Origin of the sequence: Erysipelothrix enhydrae (assembly GCF_035066605.1) — a bacterium.
Lineage (GTDB): Bacteria > Bacillota_I > Bacilli_A > Erysipelotrichales > Erysipelotrichaceae > Erysipelothrix > Erysipelothrix amsterdamensis.
Genome location: NZ_CP125807.1, coordinates 499745 through 516858, shown reverse-complemented (window position 1 = coordinate 516858; position 17114 = coordinate 499745). Strand labels below are relative to the sequence as shown.

General features: G+C 36.8%; 19 protein-coding genes. 14 read left to right on the top strand and 5 right to left on the bottom strand.

Going from position 1 to position 17114, the window contains the following annotated elements; all coding sequences use genetic code 11:
* Positions 1-41: 41 nt before the first annotated feature.
* Complete coding sequence (locus LLS04_RS02625; protein ID WP_323611756.1) at positions 42-827, top strand: NUDIX hydrolase; 786 nt, start codon at positions 42-44, stop codon at positions 825-827.
* 35 nt (positions 828-862) lie between these two features.
* On the opposite strand, the gene LLS04_RS02620 is transcribed toward LLS04_RS02625, so the two are convergent.
* The 5 genes from LLS04_RS02620 to LLS04_RS02600 all read right to left on the bottom strand — a co-directional run bounded on the left by LLS04_RS02620 (position 863) and on the right by LLS04_RS02600 (position 4111).
* Complete coding sequence (locus LLS04_RS02620) at positions 863-1828, bottom strand: NAD-dependent epimerase/dehydratase family protein (protein ID WP_323611755.1); 966 nt, start codon at positions 1826-1828, stop codon at positions 863-865.
* A 91-nt stretch (positions 1829-1919) separates the two neighbouring features.
* On the bottom strand, positions 1920-2639 hold the full coding sequence (locus LLS04_RS02615) for a YaaA family protein (RefSeq protein ID WP_323611754.1): 720 nt from the start codon (positions 2637-2639) through the stop codon (positions 1920-1922).
* Positions 2639-2992 (bottom strand): arsenate reductase family protein, encoded by a 354-nt coding sequence (locus LLS04_RS02610; protein ID WP_003774392.1) that lies wholly within the window; start codon positions 2990-2992, stop codon positions 2639-2641. Before LLS04_RS02610 ends, LLS04_RS02615 begins: the two co-directional genes overlap by 1 nt.
* Before the next feature lie 37 nt (positions 2993-3029).
* Positions 3030-3539: a hypothetical protein gene (locus tag LLS04_RS02605; protein ID WP_323611753.1), complete on the bottom strand. Its 510-nt coding sequence runs from the start codon at positions 3537-3539 to the stop codon at positions 3030-3032.
* 68 nt (positions 3540-3607) lie between these two features.
* Positions 3608-4111 carry a transcription repressor NadR gene (locus tag LLS04_RS02600; RefSeq protein ID WP_323611752.1) on the bottom strand — a complete coding sequence of 168 codons (504 nt, stop codon included), beginning with the start codon at positions 4109-4111 and terminating at the stop codon, positions 3608-3610.
* A 134-nt stretch (positions 4112-4245) separates the two neighbouring features.
* On the opposite strand from LLS04_RS02600, the gene LLS04_RS02595 reads away from it, so the two are divergent.
* From LLS04_RS02595 to secA, 13 genes are all read left to right on the top strand, one after another.
* A complete protein-coding gene (locus LLS04_RS02595; protein WP_323611751.1) occupies positions 4246-5250 on the top strand; it encodes a glycosyltransferase in 1005 nt (334 codons plus the stop codon).
* 55 nt (positions 5251-5305) lie between these two features.
* A complete protein-coding gene (locus LLS04_RS02590; RefSeq protein ID WP_323611750.1) occupies positions 5306-5887 on the top strand; it encodes a hypothetical protein in 582 nt (193 codons plus the stop codon).
* A gap of 95 nt (positions 5888-5982) precedes the next feature.
* Entirely contained in the window at positions 5983-7539 is a 1557-nt protein-coding gene (locus LLS04_RS02585) for a ClC family H(+)/Cl(-) exchange transporter (RefSeq protein WP_323611749.1), read from the top strand.
* A 132-nt stretch (positions 7540-7671) separates the two neighbouring features.
* Positions 7672-9528 carry a molecular chaperone HtpG gene (gene htpG / locus LLS04_RS02580; protein WP_323611748.1) on the top strand — a complete coding sequence of 619 codons (1857 nt, stop codon included), beginning with the start codon at positions 7672-7674 and terminating at the stop codon, positions 9526-9528.
* Positions 9529-9645: 117 nt separating this feature from the next.
* Positions 9646-10248: a 3'-5' exonuclease gene (locus LLS04_RS02575; RefSeq protein WP_323611747.1), complete on the top strand. Its 603-nt coding sequence runs from the start codon at positions 9646-9648 to the stop codon at positions 10246-10248.
* Positions 10249-10800 (top strand): haloacid dehalogenase-like hydrolase, encoded by a 552-nt coding sequence (locus tag LLS04_RS02570; protein ID WP_323611746.1) that lies wholly within the window; start codon positions 10249-10251, stop codon positions 10798-10800.
* A 119-nt stretch (positions 10801-10919) separates the two neighbouring features.
* Entirely contained in the window at positions 10920-11300 is a 381-nt protein-coding gene (locus LLS04_RS02565; protein ID WP_013853417.1) for a hypothetical protein, read from the top strand.
* Positions 11297-11740, top strand: a complete 444-nt coding sequence (locus LLS04_RS02560) for an NfeD family protein (RefSeq protein ID WP_323611745.1) — start codon at positions 11297-11299, stop codon at positions 11738-11740. Before LLS04_RS02565 ends, LLS04_RS02560 begins: the two co-directional genes overlap by 4 nt.
* Before the next feature lies 1 nt (position 11741).
* Complete coding sequence (locus tag LLS04_RS02555) at positions 11742-12629, top strand: SPFH domain-containing protein (protein ID WP_003774413.1); 888 nt, start codon at positions 11742-11744, stop codon at positions 12627-12629.
* Positions 12630-12707: 78 nt separating this feature from the next.
* Positions 12708-13835: a DEAD/DEAH box helicase gene (locus tag LLS04_RS02550; protein WP_323611744.1), complete on the top strand. Its 1128-nt coding sequence runs from the start codon at positions 12708-12710 to the stop codon at positions 13833-13835.
* 173 nt (positions 13836-14008) lie between these two features.
* Positions 14009-14389 (top strand): phosphoribosyltransferase family protein, encoded by a 381-nt coding sequence (locus tag LLS04_RS02545; RefSeq protein ID WP_323611743.1) that lies wholly within the window; start codon positions 14009-14011, stop codon positions 14387-14389.
* An 87-nt stretch (positions 14390-14476) separates the two neighbouring features.
* Entirely contained in the window at positions 14477-14674 is a 198-nt protein-coding gene (locus LLS04_RS02540; protein ID WP_003774419.1) for a cold-shock protein, read from the top strand.
* 87 nt (positions 14675-14761) lie between these two features.
* A complete protein-coding gene (secA, locus tag LLS04_RS02535; protein WP_323611742.1) occupies positions 14762-17104 on the top strand; it encodes a preprotein translocase subunit SecA in 2343 nt (780 codons plus the stop codon).
* Positions 17105-17114: the final 10 nt, after the last annotated feature.

The window sequence follows — 17114 nt, the reverse complement described above, 5'->3', positions numbered from 1 at the left end:
CCGGTCTCTGACCGGTTTTTCTATATCAATAAGGAGTAATTATGGACTTAAAATTTAAGAAAGAATACTGTGTTATCGTTACAGTGCTCATTAAATATAAAGAAAAGTACTTGTTTGATCGAAACCTTCAGCCAATTCAAGGTGTGTTACAGTATAAAGAGCGAATTGAAGATTGTGCACAACGATTGGTTAAGGAATCATATAATCAAGACATTTCGAATCTTGAGTTTATGGGCATTGGTGAATCATTTGGACGAGATTATGATCATGCACATAACTTTGTATTAATCGCTGAAGTAGATGATCTCAGTGATGAAACATCCTATATGGTTGTTGAAGAGGGCAATTACCCAGATGAGTGGCTCCCTTTTATTAGAGCAGAGGATTTTGATTTTTATGAGTATCGTAATGTAGAGCCAAATTCGTTAACTTCCAAGGATATGAGTTATACGATCATGGAGGGGCATGAATTGACGTTTAGAGTTAGTGCTTTAATACGTTCTGATAAAGGTATTCTTTTCGATGATGCACATAACCTAGTGGGCGGACGTCAAATGTTGAATGAAACAATTTACCAAGCCTTGGAACGTGAAGTTAAAGAAGAGACTGGTTATGATATCGATGATTCTTATTTTATTGGGATTGCGGAAGATATTGTAGAACTTCCAGAGTTTCATAAAACAGTCCATTATGTGAATCTGGTTTTTGAAGTGTCAGGTGACTTTTCAGAACCTGCTGCGTCCTCAGTCTTATGGATTGCGGAAGATGAAATAGAAGACATTAATATGGGGATGGTTGAAGTTAAACAAATCATCCAGAGCATGTAAAAAGACAGCTGGTATTTATAAGCTGTCTTTTTTGTTTATAAGCAATGACGCAGTGTTTCGCGTATAACCGCTTTTATATCCTGTTCAGGTTTAAATTTAAGCGTGGACATGGTTTCATTTGGGTCGAGATAGAGATCTTCTTCTTGCATTTTTTGTGATATCTCAACATGGATTCCATGTTCCTTTCCTTCAGATGCAGCATGTTGGTCTGCCGCGACATATCGATCGCGCATGGACTCGTAATCTACAACCTGTATTTTTGTATCTTGGTTTAATGTCTCAACGATCATTTGGAAAAAGTCTTCGTATTTAAGGTTCGAATCGCAGATTGCGTATGTTGAGCGATGGATTCCGTTTTCAAGAGCCCCTATTGCGGCTTCTGCGACCTGTGTAGCGGTAATTACCGCAGTTCCCCCTTTGTGTATAGGATATACTGGTTGATCGCACACCATGTCTACAAACATCTTCCAAAGGGGTGTTCGCCCAGGCATAGTTCCGAAAATATAGGGAAGTCTAAGACTTGTGACCCGCATGGCACCTTCCCCTTCTGCAAAGGCAATCTGCTCTTGAAGTAAACGTGTACCAGGATAACCCTGGTTTCTTAAATTGTACTGCGGAAGGCGTTCTGCAAATTCAGAAAAGTAAGATCCAAATAACACAAATCGTTCCACACCTGCCTCAACTGCGAGTCGCGCAATTCGCTGTGTGGGGATAACATTGGCTTGATAGAATGAACGATAAGAAGGTGCATCCGGTAACCATCGTTCATCAGCGCCAATAGCATAGATAAATCCATCAATATCATAAAGCATATCTACAATTTCGGAGTCGCTCATTTGATTGATATCTCCTAATTGATTCTCCACATGATCTGGAAATAGATTTTCAGAAGGCATTGGAGGTAGAGACATTGTCTTGACTTGGTACCCCCTTTTTAGTAGTTCGCAAACTGTATGATAACCAAGAAATCCAGTGCCACCGAGAACAAATACTTTTTTCATAAACATAACCCTCGCTTTCAAATACAGTGTAGCATTTCGTTTGGACATGTTTGAAAAAGTATGATGAAATATAGTATAAAAAAAGAAAGTCTTAACTTTCTTTTCGGGTAAATATATAGGATTTGTCTGTAGATAAGGTTTTATTGAATGTGTAACCATCAAACGAAATATTTTTAATGTCATTGAATGTTTGAATACGATTTTGAATGAGGTATGAGACCATTTTTCCACGAGCAATCTTAACATAGGTCGATTTGGTTTTATAGGAATCGTCACTTTGTTCTTTAAAATCTAAGGTAATCATCGGCACACTTAAAGTGTTCACATCAATCATTGAACTATACTCGCCTGAGGCTAGGTTCACAATGGGCTGATTTAACTCATTAAGGTAATCTGTGATCGGCTGTTTCCATATTTGATACGGATCTATGTTAAGTTTCATCAGGAAATCGAAGCGATAGCGTCCAACCGCAGAAGAACACTTAGAGAGTCCGTAGAGTGCGGAGAAAATGTAGAGACGTTTTTGAGCCTCTTGATAATCATCGTGTGACCAAAGTTCTCGATTCATATTTTTGAAAGAAGAACCTTGATAGGACAAAATCGCAGGTGTCGTTTCTGAAAAGTTTTGATAGTTGTGGTAAACGGTATCCGCAATTTTATCAGAAACACGCATTGATTTTTTAATCTCATCGCGCGTAAATGATTGAAGTGAAGCAAGAAGCTCTGACTTTATTTCGGGAAAAAGAGAATTCTCAAGGTTATCTTGAGAATTCTCTTTTTGTGTTTTAGTTGGTGATACGAGAATAATCATTATTTTAATGTCTCATACATCTCTTCATGAAAGCCAACAAATACACCGTGATCGCCAATTAACATAGGTCTTCGGACTAAACGACCTGTCGTTGAGAGTAATTCAAGTGCTTCGTCATCACTCATTTCCGGAAGTTTATCTTTCAACTTCATTTCGCGATAAACGATACCTGATGTATTAAAGAATCGTTTGATGGGTAAGCCACTAATTTGGAGCCATTCTTTTAATTCTGCTTTCGTTGGATTCTCAAGCATCATGTCGCGATAAACAACATCGATGTTGTTTTCTTCTAAATATTTTACGGCACGCTTACATGTAGAACATTTAGGATAGTAGATAAATAATGGTTTCATAAGAACCTCCCTTTAAATATATGTTAATGATAACATATTATTTTAAAGGAATACGTTTTAAAATTGTGGATGCAATTGAAAAGTCGATAAGACTGTGGATAAAACCGCCAACACCAACCGCCAAAAAGACTATCGTAAAGTAAGAACCAGAAGTAGGGGCTTGAGTAAAAAAGAATGAGGTAACGGCGAGACATTCAACGGTTGCATGAATGAAACCAATAATAATATTAAAACTGATGCATTTTTTTCTATGCTTGATAAGGTCTGGATTTTTTTGTATATAAAGTGATCCTAGTAAAGCAAACACACAGTGTGAGAAAGCACGGACCGCAACGATAAATGGCGTAGAGATTAAAAAACCTACTCCTGTCCCCAAAGCTACAGCAAGTGCAACAGCAGGTGATATAAACATTGAAACGAATAATGGAACATGACTTGCGAGTGTATAGGATGCCGGCGGTATGATGATTTTAGGCATAAACATAGGTATAGTAATTCCGAGTGCGATGAGTAGAGCAGTGATACTAAGATTACGAACAGATTTCATGAGGTCCTCCAAAGTGTCTTGACACCTAAAGGTATTGTAGTGGTAAAAGAAAAAGGTGTCAAGACACCTTAGTTACTTTCATAGAGAAATTCATGTTGTTTTAAATCAATCATGAGTTCGGGGTAGTGCTCTTTAGAAATTGCAATGCGATGAAGGTGGATACCATTTGTAAGTGAAGCGAGAAGTTCAGGTTTTTGGTTCATAAAAAGTGTAATATCTTCATAAGTTCGAATATCCAATTGACCGGTAAGGGAACCATAGACGGGATGTTCAACGGTGACATCCAAAACATGTGCGTAGTGTTTAATGAAAATCTCTAATTCTTTTTGTGTATCGTAATGACTGTGTTGCATCGCAAGTGTATAGATTTTCATGTTCTCATCAATGCGATTTATAAGATATCCTTTACCTGTCGCAACAATGTTGTGTCCTTGTGCCCTTAAAAGTGCAATATCCCCGACAATTATTTGTCGTGATACATTAAATGTCTTTGCGAATTGATTTGCGCTAATCGCATGTTCCGAATCGAACAATTTTGTAATAATCTGTGTGCGTCGTAAATCACCATGCATATAAAATCACCTCTTTTTACTTATTGTAACGAATGAGACTCTAAATTGAAAGAGCAAGCTTACACACGAAGCTTTATTGACAGGTTATGATCACAATGATAGGCTTAGAGTACAAAAGACAAAGGCGGTTTATCATGAAAATATTACTCTATCAAAAGGGCGAAAAGGCATTTAGTAAATCGGGAATTGGACGTGCAATGAAGCATCAAGTACGTGCTTTGTCGGAAGCTCATGTTGACTTTACAACAAATATCCAAGATGACTATGATTTGGTTCATATTAATACTGTGGATTTTGGGGCGCGTAAGTTTGCACGTAAGGCACGTAGAATGGGAAAAAAAGTTGTTTATCATGCGCATTCTACTGAAGAAGACTTCCGTAATTCATTTATGTTTTCAAATCAGCTCGCTCCGCTTTTTAAAAAGCATATCGTTTCAAGTTATAAGTTAGGAGATTATATTCTCACTCCAACTCCTTATTCTAAACGCATTCTTGAGGGGTATGGCATTACAATTCCAATTGAAGATATTTCAAATGGAATTGACTTGAGTCGCTTTGAATATTCAGATGATAAAGTTCAAGCATTTAGAGATTATTTTAAGATTGAAGAAGGAAAACAAGTAGTCGTTTCTGTAGGACTCTATTTTGAGCGAAAAGGACTGCCTGATTTTATGGAAGTTGCTCGGAATATGCCAGAGGTCACGTTTATATGGTTTGGCCACACTCCTCTTGCAAGTGTTACGCAAAAAATTCGTGATGCGATTAAAAATAAGCCGGATAATGTAATGCTTCCAGGTTATATTTCAGGAGATATTATCGAAGGGGCATACATGTGCGCAAATATGTTCTTTTTCCCATCATATGAAGAGACTGAGGGTATTGTAGTATTAGAGGCACTTGCTGCACGTTGTCAAACGCTCGTTCGAAATATTGGTGTATACGATCCATGGCTTGTGGATGGGGAGAACTGTTATAAGGGCGAGACGAATGATGATTTTATCCGAATTATTAGAGGTTGTCTCGATCAACAGTTGCCTGCCACAACAGCAGAAGGATACCATGTTGCGAAAGCGCGTAGTATCGGTGCTATTGGAGAACAATTAAAACGTATCTATTCAAATGTTCTGGAGAAGAAGTAGGATATCTTTTCGTAAAATCAAACTTATGATATGATGACAATAATGAGGTGAACATATGAAACGTCTAAGTTCTGTTTTAGTTTTATTGCTTATTTTAACAGGGTGTACAAAGACTCCAGAAGAACCTGAAGTCATTAAACCACCGGTGAATACCTATGAAACCATTGTATTTAAATTAGGAGGCAAAGATTATCAACTTCCTGTATCTTATCAAACCTTATTTGAAGATGGATGGGAACCAACTATAGATATTGATACGATAACGCTCGCTTCCAATAGTTATACAGATGGTTATGCTTTACGTAAAGACCGTAATATTATCTGGATTGCATTTTTTAATCCCGCAGATGAGGAAAAACTTTTAGAAGAAACTCTGGTTGCATCTATCAGTGCAGAAAATCGAGAGTCCTACTACGATGATCCGGTTGATATTGTTGTACATGAAGGTATTACATTTGAAACACCTAAAGAACAAATTATTGAACAATTAGGTGAATTTAAGGAAGATGAGAATGCCCGATTTAAAAACATCACCTTCGAACATAATAAAAAAGCAAAAAGCACTTTCAAATTCGATGTCGATTCAGGATGTATGGAATATATTGAGATCACTAATTATCGAAAACCGATTCAGTAAAATAGATACAATTTCGTATCTATTTTTTTTGTTTTATTCTTGTCAGGAAAACTTCATAAGCGTATGATAATGATGAAAAGTTGGGAGTTGTTGATTTGGAAAGAAAAAAAGATATTTTAAATTATTTTGATAAAACACGTCTGGAATTTATTGGAAAAGGAATTGTGGTCGGTGTATTTGCTGGACTTATTGTAAGTTTGTTTCGGTATTTGATAGAGGAATTATTAGGTTATGTGAAACTTGCCTATGCGCTGTTACGCATTCATCCACAGTGGATATTTGTTTGGGTGTTCGCATCAATTGTGCTTGCGATTGGAATTGGTTTTATTATTAAAAAAGACACAATGATTAAAGGGAGCGGTATTCCGCAAATTGAAGGTCAAATGTTAGGGGTCATGCATATGAATTGGCTCTCTATTATTTTAAGAAAAGGTATCGCCGGGGTCTTGTCAATTGGTTCAGGGCTTTTTTTAGGACGAGAAGGACCTTCGATTCAGTTGGGTGCTGCAGTGGGACAAGGTGTTAATCAGGGCTTCAAGGGAAACACGATGTCTGAAAAGGTTCTAGTTTCAAGTGGTGCGGGAGCGGGTCTTGCGGCTGCGTTCAATGCTCCTGTCGCGGGACTTCTCTTTGTTTTGGAAGAGGTCCATCATAATTTTTCACCATTAGTGCTTTTAACAACCCTTGCTGCAACAACAACTGCAAATTTTATTTCGCTCTATTTCTTTGGGCTGAGTCCAATATTATCTTTTGGTCATTTACAGACGTTTGAGTTAAAGCATTATGGATTTATAATTGTATTAGGTTTGATTTTAGGTGTTGCGGGATTTATTTACCAAAAGATAGTGCTTTGGGTTCCTACTGTTTACAATAAAATAAAAAAAGTCCCAGCACATTTCTATGGTGTCATCCCTTTTGTTCTTGTTATTCCAATTGGGTTCTTTTATCCACACTTAATTGGTGGTGGTAGTGATATTATTCATATACTTGTGGAAAATCCATTCGGACTTTCTGTGCTTATTTCAATTTTTATTCTTAGATTTATTTTCTCAATGGTTTCATATGGTTCTGGTCTTCCTGGAGGAATATTTTTACCAATTCTTTCACTTGGGGCACTGTTAGGTGCCATTTTTGGTTCTTTTTTGATTTCAAAGTTTGGCTTAGATCCCACATTTCTGAAGTCATTTATCGTGATTGCCATGGCAGGTTACTTTACAGCAATCGGAAAAGCACCACTTACTGCAATTGTGTTGATTACAGAAATGGTTGGTAATTTTGACCAACTAATGCCGATTGCGGTGGTATCTTTGGTTGCCTATGTTGTTTCTGATTTATGTGGCGGTGAACCTGTATATGAAGCAATGTTAGAACGACTTGCGGGGGAACGTGCACCCAACATCACCGGTGAAAAAGAGATTATCGAGGTATGTGTTCATGTGGAAAGTGCACTTGATGGGTGTATGGTACGTGACGTCTTTTGGCCGAAGTCATGTTTGTTAGCCGGGCTTGGACGTGGAGAACATGAATTGATTCCACACGGAGATACGATTATTCTTGCGGGAGATACGTTGAAAATTTTAACGGATTTGAGTTCTAGTGCAGAAGTACGGAAGAAACTTTTAGACCAAGTTTCAACAAAAAAACCAGCTTAGGACTGGTTTTTTTTGTATACATATTTAGTAATACGAATTAAGAACTAAAAATATTCTCTAACCCGTTGACAAAATACGAGAATGCGATATGATATTAGCACTTAAGGTATAAGAGTGCTAAGGAGGAATAGAATGGCTCGAACAAAACAATTTAAAGCTGAATCAAAAAGGCTACTAGACTTAATGATTAATTCTATCTATACGAATAAGGAAATTTTCTTAAGAGAATTAATTTCAAATGCGAGTGATGCGGAAGATAAACTTTACTACAAATCTTTACAAGATACTTCAATTGAAATTAATAAAGAAGATTTGAAGATTGAAATAGAATTGGATGAGGAAAACCGTACCCTAACAATTCATGATTACGGTATTGGTATGACCGAGAAAGAATTGGAAACATATCTTGGTACAATTGCGAAAAGTGACTCTCACGCCTTTAAGAAGGCACTTGAAGAAGGTGATGATGCGGTCGATGTGATTGGTCAATTTGGTGTCGGATTTTATTCTGCATTCATGGTAAGTGATCATGTGGATGTAATCTCAAAAGCCTATGGAGAAGAACAAGCATATAAATTTAGTTCTGATGGTTTAAACGGATTTAAGATTGAAGAAGCAGAACGTGAAAAACATGGTTCTACAATTATTTGTAAGATTAAAGACAATACGGATGATGAATTTTATGAACGTTTTATTGATGAATACACGATTAAGAACTTAGTAAAAACGTATTCTGATTACATCCGTTATCCAATTGAAATGAAAGTTGAAGGCGAGACTGAAGTCTTAAACTCAATGATACCAATTTGGAAACGCTCTAAAAATGATGTGACTGAAGAAGCATTAAATCAATTCTACAGAGATAAATTCCATGATTATGATGATCCATTTAAAACGATTCAAATGAAAGTCGAAGGTAATCCTTCCTTTGATGCGTTATTATTTATCCCTAAACATGTACCAATGGATTTCTACTCTCAATCATTTGAACCGGGACTCCAACTTTACAGTCGTGGCGTATTTATCATGGATCATAATAAGTCCTTAATTCCGGAAGAATTTAGATTTGTACGTGGTCTTGTGGACTCACCGGATTTAAATCTAAATATATCTCGTGAAATTTTACAACATGACCGTCAACTTGCTGCGATTTCAAAACGTATCGAGCGGAAGATTAAAAGCGAATTAGAATTGATGATGAAAAATGATCGTGAGGCATATGAATCATTTTGGACTAATTTTGGACTATCCATTAAATACGGAATTTATACTTCATATGGATCGAAGAGTGATGCACTAAAAGATCTTGTTCTCTATAAGAGTTCTCATGGTGAAGATCTTGTATCAATCAAAGAGTATAAGGAACGTATGAAAGAGGATCAAGAAGAAATTTACTTTGTTTCAGGCGAAAATGTAACGAAATGTGCTCATTTACCGCAAACGGAATTTGTTGTTTCTAAAGGATATGAAGTACTCTACTTCACTGATGAAATTGATGAATTTGCAATTCAAATGTTAAGAGAGTACGAGGGAAAAGCCTTTAAATCTATTAATCAAGGAGACTTAGATTTAGTTGATGAAGAAACTAAAAAATCAATTAAAGCGAAAAAAGAAAGTCACAAAGATTTAATTACAGCACTAAAAGAAACATTGAAAGATGAAGTTGATGATGTAACATTGTCTACACGACTTGTAAATCATCCAGTGTGTCTTGTAAGTGAAGAGGGTGTATCCTTTGAGATGGAGAAAGTATTGAATGCAATTCCAGATCAAGGCGAACGCGTGAAGGCAAAACGCATTTTAGAAATTAACCCTGAACACCCATTGTTGGAAGCTCTGGAGCGTGTGCATCAAGAGAAACCGGATGAACTCGGTGATTTCGCAACAATCCTATACGATCAAGCATGTCTTATTGAAGGACTACCAATCAAAGACCCTGTAACATTCTCAAAACGTGTTGCGGACTTAATGGTTGCATCCACAAAATAAATGTTCTACAAAACCCCTTTGTGTTTAATGAAGGGGTTTCTCTTATAATGAGAATAATAAAATTCTGTGGTTTTAGAATGATTGTGCTACAATAGATTTAGAAAAAGAGGATTTGTAATGCGAAGTGTAGGAGAAAATCTACTGAAATTTGTTCCTAATTTCACGGTAATTGATTTAGAAACAACAGGACGTAGTAATAAGTTTGAAGACATAACGGAATTAAGTGCTATAAAGTATCGAAACTATAAACAGGTCGATGCATTTTCCACATTGGTGAAACCAGATAATTCGATTCTTCCTTTCGTGGTAGAACTCACGGGAATTACGGAGGAGATGGTTTCAAGCGCACCCAAAATTAATGAGGTGATTAAACAATTCGTCGATTTTATTGGGTCGGATGTTATTTTGGGTCATAATGTCATGTTTGATTATGGTCTTGTCTATGATGCTTATCTCGAAACCGTTGGACTTCGTATGCATAATGATTACGTTGACACACTCCGCGTTTCAAGACTTCTTAATAAAGATTCTAGGAACCATAAATTGGAAACTTTATGTACTTATTTTGATGTTGAGCGATTAGTAGGTCATCGTGGTTCAGAAGACTGTCTTCAAACGGCAGAAGTCTATATAAAAATGAAAGATAAATACAAACGATTGCGACAAATTCAAAAAGAAAAAGCACCGCAAGTTTATCCAGTAGAGAAGGGGGTAGAGTGAATGAATGTTTATGATTTCGACAAAACCATCTATGATGGTGACAGTTCCATGGATTTCTATAAATACAATCTTAAGCGTGATAAATCCATCATCAAATTTTTGCCACGTCAGATAAAAGCTGCTCTTGACTACAAACGTGGAAAGATTGATAAGACCGAGATGAAAACGGTATTTTATGAGTACTTTACAGCAATCCCAGATATAAAAAAACGCGTTTTAGAGTTTTGGGATGGACACCGTGAAAAAATTAAGCCATGGTATCTAGAGCAAAAACGTGATGATGATTTAATAATTTCAGCTTCACCAGAATTTATGCTTGAACCTATTTGTGATGAATTAGGGATTGCGTTGATCGCTTCAGTGGTTGATCCAAGTACGGGAAAAAATCTGAAGCATAATTGTTGGGGCGCTGAAAAAGTTGCTCGGATGGAAGCACACTATGATTTGGGTCTGATGGAGGCATTTTATTCGGATTCATATTCAGATGATCCTTTAGCACAATATGCAGAGCATGCTTATCTTGTTGATGGAGATACAATTAAACCTTGGTAAACAGAAAACTGATTTTCTTTCTAAAAAGAGAGTCAGTTTTTTTTATTTCAATTATTATTGGTGAAAATATTGAAATTAGTGAAATAAGTGGTATAATTTGAAAAGTAAAGGAGGTCGCTATGTTTGAATGGGTAACAGGAAATGCACAACTTCAAGTTGTGACTTTGACTGAAAAAAGTTTAACATTAAATCAAAATGCTTCATCTCACTTTAAAGACAGCCAATATGTGTTGGTAGGATTTTCGAAAGATGGGCAGGTAGGCATCAAGCCAGTTACAAAACGCGATCTTGAACTGAATGTATATCCAGTTGAGAATTTGCATAAAATTTCAATTGGTAAAGGATATGCGAAAGTTAATAATAAGGCGTTGTGTGATTTAATCTCCGCTAAGGTAGGGAAAAATCTTGACGGTCAAAAGGTAATTGCGAATTATGACAAAAAGGAACGTGTTTTAACATTTGATTTGTCATCACTAAATGAAGAGGGAGTGATACTATGACATTAACGATGGATTGGGTATGGCTAATTGTTTGTTTAGGGATGTTGGTGCTTGAAGTAATCACGGTAGGAAATTTAGTTTCACTTTGGTTTTCATTTGGTGCGCTTGCAGCACTAGGTACAACATTTTTAACAGATAATGTAGCGGTACAGTTAGCGGTTTTCGCTATTGTAAGTGTTGCGGCACTAATTATGATTCGCCCAATGACAAAAAATCTCTTACGAGGGAATGTCGTTTCGACGAATGCAGATCGTCTAATTGGCCGTCAGTTTATACTGAATGAAGAAATCAACCAAGATTCATGGGGAAAAATCAAGGTTCATGGCGAAGAGTGGTCTGCCACAACTGCGCATCAATCTACAATTTCAGCACATACACGGGTTGAAGTTATTGCTATTGAGGGTGTAAAATTAATTGTGAAAAGTGTAGAGGAGGCTTAACATGCCAGGAATAATTTTATTTTTAGTAATTTTAGCATTAGTATTAATAATTATAGGATATTGCATTCGTGTAATTCCTCAATCAAATGCATATGTTGTAGAACGATTAGGTGCCTATAGTCATACACTTGATAAGGGAATGCATTTAATTCTTCCGTTTGTTGACCGTGTTGCGAATAAGGTTTCGCTTAAGGAACGTGTTCAAGATTTTGCACCACAACCGGTTATCACTAAAGATAACGTTACGATGCAAATTGATACGGTTGTATATTTCCAAATTACTGATCCCGTATTGTATACATATGGTATTCATAATCCAATCAATGCTATTGAAAATCTTACAGCAACAACGCTTCGTAATATCATTGGGGATTTAGAATTAGACCAAACGTTAACGTCACGAGACATTATCAACTCCAAGATGAGAGCAATCTTAGATGAAGCAACGGATCCATGGGGTATTCGAGTTCAACGTGTTGAAGTTAAAAATATTATTCCACCACGTGATATTCAAGAAGCAATGGAGAAACAAATGCGTGCTGAACGTGAGCGTCGTGAGTCAATCTTACGTGCTGAAGGTGAAAAACGCTCTGCAATTCTTATTGCTGAGGGTGAAAAAGAATCGACAGTACTCCGTGCTCAAGCTCATAAAGAAGCGATGATTACTGAAGCAGAAGGTGAAGCTCAAGCGATGGAACGTGTTTTCGATGCTCAATCGAAAGGTGCAATTTTGTTATCAACAATTGATCCAGACAGTGCTTATCTAAAACTTAAGAGTTTTGAAGCATTTGAAAAAGCAGCAAATGGTCAGGCAACAAAAATTATTGTTCCTTCTGACTTGCAAAACTTAGCTTCTGTCTTAGCAGCTGGTAAAGAAATCATTAAATAATAAAGAAAGCCGCTCTCAGAGTGGTTTTCTTTATAGGCTTATTTTGGGATAACACATAATTATTAGTGGGTGATTAATATGGAATGTGATCGATGCGGCTTGAAAATCCAAAATGGAGCATGTAGGCGGTGCCTTTATTACAGTCAGTATCTCGTTGATCTCGATGAATGTGATGATTTTGTCCAGGAGAGTATATGTACAATACCTTTTGAGTTGACTGTTTATCAAAGGGGCATCGCAAAACGTTTATGTTCGCTCGTTGAACATAATGATGTTTTTCTTGAAGCGGTATGTGGAGCTGGAAAGACAGAGATTTGTCTGCCGTTAATTGAGAAGACTCTTAAGGATGGAAAATGTGTATGCTGGGCCGTTCCAAGAAGGGAGATTGTTCTGGAACTTTTTGAACGATTTAAGTCTTATTTCAAAACACTTAAAATAGCTTGCGTTTGTGGTGGAAGAACGAATGATGTTGTAGCTCCTTTCGTGATTTGCACAACACATCAGCTCTATCGATATTCGAAGCAGTTTGATCTGTTGATTTTAGATGAACCGGACGCGTTCCCATTTGCGAATAATGATTTGCTTCTTAGGTTTGTGATTTATGCATGTAAGGGACGTATTGTTTATCTCAGTGCAACCTGTAATCAACTTTTAGAAGAACTGTGTCATTCTAAGGACGTCAAGCATCTCTATGCATCACTTCGACCAAGTGGAAGACTGTTACCAATACCAATCTATATTCAAACATGTTTTCCGTTTCTACGAATGATGATTAAATATCGAAGAATAAAAAAAGACCATCTTCTTATTTTTGTACCGACTCGTAGAATCGCTAGAGTCCTTTCGCTTCTTTTAGGTGTGCCTTCAATCACCTCGCAGACCAAAAACCGTGAGGTATATCTTAACCACTTTAGAGAGTTTGGGGGTGTGTTGGTTTGTACTACGGTTTTGGAACGGGGTGTTACGTTCAAAAAATGTAATGTGTTTGTACTTTATGCTGATCACCCAATTTTTGATACAGCATCTTTAATTCAAATTGCAGGTCGTGTCGAACGGGGTATTAATCCTGTGAAAGGAGTGTGTATGTGTTTTTTTCTCGAATTGACACCATCATTGATAAAATCAAAACGTGCTCTTGTGAATGCGAACAATCATGCGACATCTGTTTTGAAAAAATTGGAGTCAAGCCAGTTCTCGACTCATTAATCGGTTCGAAAAATGAAGCGCTCTGTAACCTGTGTTATGAGCGGCTAAGGTGTAAAAAGTTTTATCGTGGAGACCTATCTTTCAAAACCTGTGTCTTATATGAGTATCGGGGTTTTATTCGAAACCTCATTCTCAGATATAAAGTTCATCATGATTACCATCTCAAAAAATATTTGTTTGAGTATCATCGTTTTTGGATTCGATTCCATTATTCCCGTTACGAATATGTTATCGCCCCATCTAATACAACTAATAGTAGTAAGCCCAATCATTTAGATGTTTTAGTAGATAAACTAGGGCTTAAACACAGCGGTATCAATCTTGTGAGTAATGCTCCGATTAAACAGGCTCTCTGTAACTCAAAAGACCGTCGTAAAATACGCGATCATATTGCACTCGAGAAATTACCTCAAAAAAAAACAACGAAGATTTTAATTATTGATGATATTGTGACAACTGGAAATACTTTAGAAGCTATAGCCGATCAAATCAAACCTTTTGTGGATCATATCGAAGCACTGTGCTTAGCGGGTACCCTCACAAACCTTAAGTAAGCGATTTCACTTGCCTTTTAAGTACCTCTATCGTATAATTTTATTGAAATTAAAAGTATATAAATATGCTTAGAAAGGGTCTATACAATGAAGGGGAAAGTTAAAACATTTAACAAAAACAAAGGATTTGGTTTCATCACAGCAGAGGATGGACAAGACATATTTTTTCATTATACTCATCTGATTATGGAAGGATTTAAAACCATTGAAGAGGGTACTGAAGTTGAATTTGAACTTGTGGAATCTGAGCGTGGTTTGCAAGCACATAATATTGTGAGAATCTAGAGTAGAAAAGTTGGTTATGCCAACTTTTTTAGTTATGTATTCTGAATTCGTTATGTGTTACAATATCAAGGAATGGAGGCTTGAATTATGGCTGGATTTTTAAGTAATCTTTTTAGTGGCGATCGTAAGATTTTAAATGAAATTGAAAAAATTGCACATGAAATTGATGCGTTGGCAGAAGAGACGCGTGCTCTATCTGATGAAGCGTTAAAAGAAAAAACTAATGAATTTAAAAACCGTATTGCTCAAGGGGAAACTTTAGATGATCTTCTTGTGGAGGCTTATGCTGTTTCGCGTGAGGCAGCTTACCGAGTTATTGGTGAATTCCCATATGTTGTTCAGCTTATGGGGGCTATAATTCTTCACCGCGGTGATATCGCGGAAATGAAGACTGGAGAAGGTAAAACATTAACAGCAATCATGCCTACTTACCTTAATGCATTAGAGGGTAAGGGAGTTCATGTTATTACAGTTAATGAGTATCTTGCTCAACGTGATGCGGAATGGATGGGAGAAATCCATCGTTTCTTAGGACTTACAGTCGGTATAAACGTACGTGCTTTATCACCTTCAGGTAAACGCGAAGTATATGAATGTGATATTACATATACAACAAACTCAGAAGTTGGTTTTGACTATCTTCGAGACAACATGGTTACTAAGGTTGAACAACGTGTATTGCGTCCTTTAAACTATGCACTTGTTGATGAGGTTGACTCGATTCTGATTGATGAGTCACGTACACCATTAATTATTTCAGGTGGAGCGCGTGATGGTGCTAAATTGTATGAATCATCGGATAAATTCGCAAAAAAATTAAGCGAAGGTTCAGACTATGTTATTGATGTGAAGTCAAAAACTGTTCAACTCACAGAAGCAGGTGTTGAAAAAGCTGAGCGCACTTTCAAAGTAGATAATCTATATGATCTTGACAATACCTCTTTGGTTCATCACATTAATAATGCATTAAAAGCTAACTACATTATGCTTAATGATATCGAGTATGTAGTACAAAATAACGAAGTTGTTATTGTTGACCAATTCACAGGACGATTGATGGAAGGTCGTGAGTATTCTGACGGACTACACCAAGCTTTATGTGCTAAAGAAGGCGTAACAATTAAACAAGAAACGGTTACACTGGCAACAGTTACTTACCAAAATTTCTTTAGACTATATAATAAACTATCCGGGATGACCGGTACTGCGAAAACTGAAGAAGAAGAATTCTTAGAAATCTATAACATGCGCGTTCTGGAAGTTCCGACAAACCGTCCAATCGCACGTGAAGATTTACCAGACCTCGTTTATGGTACACGTAAGGCAAAATTTGAAGCACTTATTGAAACTGTTCGTGAACTCAACGAAAAAGGCCAACCAGTTCTTGTAGGTACTGTTGCGGTTGAAACATCAGAATACTTAAGTATGATGATGAAGCAACGCAAGATTAAACATGAAGTATTAAATGCGAAAAACCATGCTCGTGAAGCTCAAATTATTGAGAAGGCAGGACGTAAAGGTTCTGTAACAATCGCGACCAACATGGCTGGGCGTGGTACTGATATTAAACTTGATGAAGAATCAAGAGCTCTTGGAGGACTTGCGGTTCTAGGTAGTGAACGCCATGAGTCACGTCGTATTGATAACCAGCTCCGTGGACGTTCAGGTCGTCAAGGAGACCCAGGGATGTCACGTTTCTTCGTTTCATTTGAAGATGATTTAATGTTACGTCATGGTAGTGAACGTTTTGAAAATGTTTATAGCCAACTTGGTGATGTAGCAATTGAAAATAAAGTAATAACAAAACAAATTAGTGCTGCTCAACGCCGCGTTGAAGGAGTGAACTTTGATATTCGTAAAACACTTCTTGATTACGATGATGTGTTACGTCAACAACGTGAAATCATTTATGAACAACGCGATTATGTATTGGAAAACGAAGATGTCCATGGAATCATTAAAGAGATGTATAAGCGAGTTGTTTCAGATACAATCGCATCATATACAAATCTAGAATCAAGAGATTTCTCAATTGATAAAGAAGGACTTATAGAAGCGTTGGATAAGCTGGGCTTAATCGATGACTCATTTGATCAAGCGTCTCTAGATAATGCATCTCAAGAAGAAATTCAAACAATTATTACAGATGCAGCTTGGGAAAAATATGAAATTAAAATTACAGATGTACAAGATCAGTTTGCACGTGTTGAAAAAGAAGTTGTGCTCAACATGATTGATCGCTCATGGGTCGATCATATTGATGCTATGAGTAAATTACGAGAAGGAATTCATTTGCGCTCATATGCTCAAGATAAACCACTTCAAGCGTATGTGACTGAAGGATTTGAAATGTTCGAAGAAATGTTAGGACAAATTGCACAAGACATTGTTATGTTCTGTGTAAATGTAAAGATTGAATACAGACAATAGATAGGGTGAT

Excerpts from the sequence above, each read along its gene's own strand:
- LLS04_RS02595 (WP_323611751.1), top strand. The coding sequence starts at position 4,246 with ATGAAAATATTACTCTATCAAAAGGGCGAAAAGGCATTTAGTAAATCG.
- LLS04_RS02625 (WP_323611756.1), top strand. The coding sequence starts at position 42 with ATGGACTTAAAATTTAAGAAAGAATACTGTGTTATCGTTACAGTGCTC.
- LLS04_RS02555 (WP_003774413.1), top strand. The coding sequence starts at position 11,742 with ATGCCAGGAATAATTTTATTTTTAGTAATTTTAGCATTAGTATTAATA.
- LLS04_RS02600 (WP_323611752.1), bottom strand. The coding sequence starts at position 4,111 with ATGCATGGTGATTTACGACGCACACAGATTATTACAAAATTGTTCGAT.
- LLS04_RS02540 (WP_003774419.1), top strand. The coding sequence starts at position 14,477 with ATGAAGGGGAAAGTTAAAACATTTAACAAAAACAAAGGATTTGGTTTC.
- LLS04_RS02615 (WP_323611754.1), bottom strand. The coding sequence starts at position 2,639 with ATGATTATTCTCGTATCACCAACTAAAACACAAAAAGAGAATTCTCAA.
- LLS04_RS02610 (WP_003774392.1), bottom strand. The coding sequence starts at position 2,992 with ATGAAACCATTATTTATCTACTATCCTAAATGTTCTACATGTAAGCGT.
- htpG (WP_323611748.1), top strand. The coding sequence starts at position 7,672 with ATGGCTCGAACAAAACAATTTAAAGCTGAATCAAAAAGGCTACTAGAC.
- LLS04_RS02570 (WP_323611746.1), top strand. The coding sequence starts at position 10,249 with ATGAATGTTTATGATTTCGACAAAACCATCTATGATGGTGACAGTTCC.
- LLS04_RS02550 (WP_323611744.1), top strand. The coding sequence starts at position 12,708 with ATGGAATGTGATCGATGCGGCTTGAAAATCCAAAATGGAGCATGTAGG.
- LLS04_RS02590 (WP_323611750.1), top strand. The coding sequence starts at position 5,306 with ATGAAACGTCTAAGTTCTGTTTTAGTTTTATTGCTTATTTTAACAGGG.
- secA (WP_323611742.1), top strand. The coding sequence starts at position 14,762 with ATGGCTGGATTTTTAAGTAATCTTTTTAGTGGCGATCGTAAGATTTTA.
- LLS04_RS02620 (WP_323611755.1), bottom strand. The coding sequence starts at position 1,828 with ATGAAAAAAGTATTTGTTCTCGGTGGCACTGGATTTCTTGGTTATCAT.
- LLS04_RS02575 (WP_323611747.1), top strand. The coding sequence starts at position 9,646 with ATGCGAAGTGTAGGAGAAAATCTACTGAAATTTGTTCCTAATTTCACG.
- LLS04_RS02605 (WP_323611753.1), bottom strand. The coding sequence starts at position 3,539 with ATGAAATCTGTTCGTAATCTTAGTATCACTGCTCTACTCATCGCACTC.
- LLS04_RS02560 (WP_323611745.1), top strand. The coding sequence starts at position 11,297 with ATGACATTAACGATGGATTGGGTATGGCTAATTGTTTGTTTAGGGATG.
- LLS04_RS02565 (WP_013853417.1), top strand. The coding sequence starts at position 10,920 with ATGTTTGAATGGGTAACAGGAAATGCACAACTTCAAGTTGTGACTTTG.